The organism is Hydrocoleum sp. CS-953, from assembly GCF_002260545.1.
Classification (GTDB): Bacteria; Cyanobacteriota; Cyanobacteriia; order Cyanobacteriales; family Microcoleaceae; genus Trichodesmium.
Map to the genome: position 1 here is coordinate 1 of NZ_LGSU01000790.1, position 4,665 is coordinate 4,665.

A 4,665-nucleotide genomic window follows, 5' to 3' on the forward strand; every position below is an offset into this window, starting at 1 on the left:
GATAATACTAGGCTAGAAAAAAGAATACAACAAAAAGGTGTGCAAAATAATAGATACTGTCAAAGTATTTATCATTTTTCCCTGTTGTGATTGAATATTTCTTCCTTCTTCCCTTTTCCTTCTACCTTATGTAAAAAACATTTATCGCCCTTGGTATAATGTCAAAAAAATAAAGTCAAACAATATTAAGGATTTTCTTGTTTTATTTCTCTAGAAAGGCAGCAAAGTAAAAATAGTATATTTTAGCTATTCAAATCCATACTCCAAGCAAAAAAATCAAGTGTCAAATATATTCTAAAAGTATGAATCGAGAAGAAATACTTCAACAATACACAAAAGGAGAAAAAAACTTTACAGGTATTATTCTATGTGAAGCCAATCTTAGCAAAGTTAATCTCAATCAGATTAATTTAAGTCAAGCAGTATTAAATCTGACTAATTTGACTGAAGCTAATCTTAGTGAAGCTAACCTGAATGGAGCCAAACTAAATGTATCCAGACTGACTAAAATTAATCTTACCCACGCTAAACTTAACGGTGCAAATCTCAACCTTACTAATCTAATTCAAGCTGATTTAAGCAATGCTGAATTAATTGAAGCCAAGTNTAGTGAAGCTAACCTGAATGGAGCCAAACTAAATGTATCCAGACTGACTAAAATTAATCTTACCCACGCTAAACTTAACGGTGCAAATCTCAACCTTACTAATCTAATTCAAGCTGATTTAAGCAATGCTGAATTAATTGAAGCCAAGTTAATTCGAGCAGAGTTAATTCGGGCAAATATGAGTAATGCTAATCTCAAAGGTGCTAATTTAACAGAGGCTGATTTAAGAGAAGCTATTTTAAAACAAGCTAACCTACAATTAGTAGATTTACATTCTGCCCGTTTACGAAGTTCTTGTCTAGCCAATGCTAACTTAGAAAGAGCTAATTTACATAGAGCAAATCTTAGTAAAGCTGATTTGAGAGGAGTTAATTTTAATAATGCTGAACTTACACAAGCTAATCTCTCTCTCTCTAATTTAAGTCAGGCTAATTTGAAAGGAGCTAATTTAACAGAGGCTGATTTAACAGGAGCTAATTTGAATGGAGCTAATCTTGATTCAGCTATACTCAATAGCGTAAATTTACATGGGGCAAACTTACATAATTCTAATTTATCTAATGCTGTTTTAGTTAATGCTGATTTAACCAAAAGTAATTTAATTTATGTTAGTTGTGAAGGAGTAGATTTAACATCAGCAACCCTAACAGGTAGTAAGCTTTATGGAGTATCACGATTTAGGATAATTGCGGAAAATATTACTTGTAATTGGGTTGATATGAGTGTCAATGGTGATGGTAGTAAAATTATCAACTTGACTCCAGAACAATCTAAGCTTTTTTTTAATGCTAGTCAACCAACTGTAAAAGTTACGGTTGATGCACCTTTAGATCCTGATTCTCATTTGGCTTTAGCTGCTATCTATCGTCAAATTTATAAACAGTATAATCTTTTGGGATTACCTCCTAATATCGAAGTAAATTATCAAAAAACTATACTATCAATTCGAGTAGATAAAGATGAGCAGTTATTTCCTACTGCATATCTGATGATTTATCCATTTAAAGTATCTACATTTTCGGNATTTATAAACAGTATAATCTTTTGGGATTACCTCCTAATATCGAAGTAAATTATCAAAAAACTATACTATCAATTCGAGTAGATAAAGATGAGCAGTTATTTCCTACTGCATATCTGATGATTTATCCATTTAAAGTATCTACATTAACTCAAAATTATTTTTTAGAATTAATCGAGCAAATTTTCCAAGACTACTCTAGAAATTTAGATGTTAGAACATCCAATCGTTTTGCTAAGATTAGGGTAAGCCTTAATAAAATGAAAAGAATAATTGATGAACTAAAAGCTAATAATACTCAACCTCCTCAAATACAAAATTTAAAGTTTTTCAGTTCCCTTATAAAAATTAAGATAGTTAATTCAATAGGACAAGATTTTTGTGTCACAAATAGTTTAGATTATACCGAAGCCATCTCTAATTTTTTAATCAAAAAAGATATAAATCAAGAATACTTAGTCAACTCTTTTATAAATCGTCAACAATTTCATAAAAACCTAGTATTATTTGTCAAAAATTTTTCTGAATAACTAGATTTTACTGTATAAAATTAGGAGCAGATCGAGGCAAAAAAATAATTTGACCAAATATCAAAAGTTGTGCTATAGATTTTTTTTGTCAGGAGTCATAAAATATAAGTCATAAGTTAGAAAGATTTTAATATTAAGTAACAGATAAAACATACCAAACATCAGTGATATTTGGTATGAGGTTTTGGGGAAAAACACTTGAATCAATTGTTTATAGAGGTTTTCAGGTAGATGAAGTACATAGTCAAAACGACAACCCTTGTAGGGACGTTCCATGGAACGTCCCTACTTTGTTCTACTAAAATGAAAACTGCTGTAATTTATGGTACTCATAGTGATAAACCTCTAAAAGAGTCAAATTCCGAACAAATCTAATACCAATTCGATCAAAAAATGTTAGAAAACTGTGTTTCTAGGGAATAGAGAATAGGGTATGTCATTTCAGTTAGCCTCCTGTCGGAGGAACTGCGCAATTCAGTTACAAGTTACAAGTTACAAGTTACAAGTTATCAGTACTTCCTGTTNGTCATTTCAGTTAGCCTCCTGTCGGAGGAACTGCGCAATTCAGTTACAAGTTACAAGTTACAAGTTACAAGTTATCAGTACTTCCTGTTAAACCAGGAGGCTTGAAATACGGAATATTCTTTTTTTATCCCCTTAAGAGAGGAGGCTATTAACCCAAATTTTTCGGTCAGTAGATATTTATCCAAAATGAAGTCAAAAACCCTTTATTATAACCGTTACCCAGCTTATACACAGGTTTGATTTTTTATTGACAAATACACCGTAATTATAATCATCTTAAAAACAATTGAAAAAACTATAGGTTTTTTTAGTAAGCGTGAGGTGCACTCTTATCTTTTCTTTCTTTTTACTAGAAAATAATGTCTAAAGTCTCCCCTTTTAAGAAGATGAAAAGATAACAGTTCATTATTTCAAGCCTCTGGGTTAGCCCCAGAGGTACTGATAACTGAATTGCGCAGTTCCTCCGGAGGAGGCTAACTGAAATGACCTGTTCCCTATTCCCTAAAACCTAGAATTTTGTACATCACCAGTATAAGAATTGCTATATCTAGTAAACTTGACTACTTAATAACAAATGTCAGAAGAAATATTAAAAAGATACGAATTAGTCAANAGGAGGCTAACTGAAATGACCTGTTCCCTATTCCCTAAAACCTAGAATTTTGTACATCACCAGTATAAGAATTGCTATATCTAGTAAACTTGACTACTTAATAACAAATGTCAGAAGAAATATTAAAAAGATACGAATTAGTCAAAAAATATGCACAAGGAAAAAGAAATTTTGCTGCCATTAACTTGACAGAAGTCAACCTGAGTCAGATGAACTTGAGCAAAACTAATCTTAGTAATGCTACTTTATTTGTTTGTAATCTCAGTGGTGCAAATCTCAGTGAAGCCAATCTTACTAAAGCTAATCTCAATATAGCCCGTCTTAGTAGTGCCAATCTGAAAAAGGCTATATTAAATCAAGCAACTCTCAATGTGGCCAATCTAGTCCGAGCTAATCTGAGTGAAGCTGAATTAGTAGAAGCTACCCTAGTTAAAGGAGAGTTAGTTAGAGTAGAATTAACTCTAGCTAATCTTAGGCGAGCCAATCTTAGTGGGGCCGACATGAGAGAAGCAAATATCACAGAAGCTAACTTAAGTCAAACCAACCTGAGTGGCGTAAATCTCAGATTTGCTCTAGCACAAAGAACTAATCTAGAAAAAGCTGACCTCCACAATGCCGATCTGACAAAAGCAGATCTAGAGGGGGCTAATTTTACCAATGCTGAATTGAGACAGGCTCACCTTAGTATGGCTAATCTTAGGAATACCACATTTAATGGGGCAAATCTCAGGTGGGCTATTCTCAATGGAGCTGATTTAACTGATGCCGACCTCAGTAATGTTAAATTGAGTGGAGCAAATCTTCGCGGAGCGAATTTAACTAACACAAAATTAACCAATGCTAGTCTAGTTCATGCTGATTTAAGCGAAGCCAATTTAGTCAGAGCTGATTTAGTGGGAGTAGATTTATCAGGAGCAATTTTAACTGGAGCAAAACTTTATGAAGTTCCTAGATTAAATCTTAAAGCGGAAGATATTGTTTGTGAATGGATTGATGTTAGTCCCAATGGCGATCGTAGTCAAGTTTATCGCTTTAAATCATCAGCAGAATCTAAGAGATTTTTTAACCATCAATCCCCAATAGTTCAAATTATTGTTGATTCAACTTTAGACTTGAAAGCTAATGTGGCTCTTACTACAACTTACTATCACTTGGCTAAGGATTACGATTTTATTAATCGTCCTCCTAGTATTGAAGTTAACTACCAAAGAACTATTTTGAATTTTAGAGTAGACAGTGATGAACTGTTATTTATACTAGCATTTATAGTGATATTACCTTTTGCTGATGCTAAAAAAGCTCAAGTTAACATTATAGAAATTGTCAAAAATCACCCTTTACAAAAAATCAATGCCAAAATATTAGAATT

3 protein-coding genes are annotated in these 4,665 nt (G+C 32.5%); all 3 read left to right on the forward strand.

Annotated features, from left to right (window positions below; translation table 11 throughout):
• Positions 1-302: 302 nt before the first annotated feature.
• Positions 303-606: pentapeptide repeat-containing protein (locus tag AFK68_RS41410; RefSeq protein WP_246844092.1), on the forward strand; the 304-nt coding region annotated here is incomplete at its 3' end.
• A 44-nt stretch (positions 607-650) separates the two neighbouring features.
• A partial coding sequence (locus AFK68_RS09805; protein WP_246844093.1) for a pentapeptide repeat-containing protein occupies positions 651-1,629 on the forward strand: 979 nt, incomplete at its 3' end.
• Between the two features lie 1,774 nt (positions 1,630-3,403).
• Positions 3,404-4,665 (forward strand): pentapeptide repeat-containing protein (locus tag AFK68_RS09815; RefSeq protein ID WP_094672550.1); only part of this gene is annotated, 1,262 nt, incomplete at its 3' end.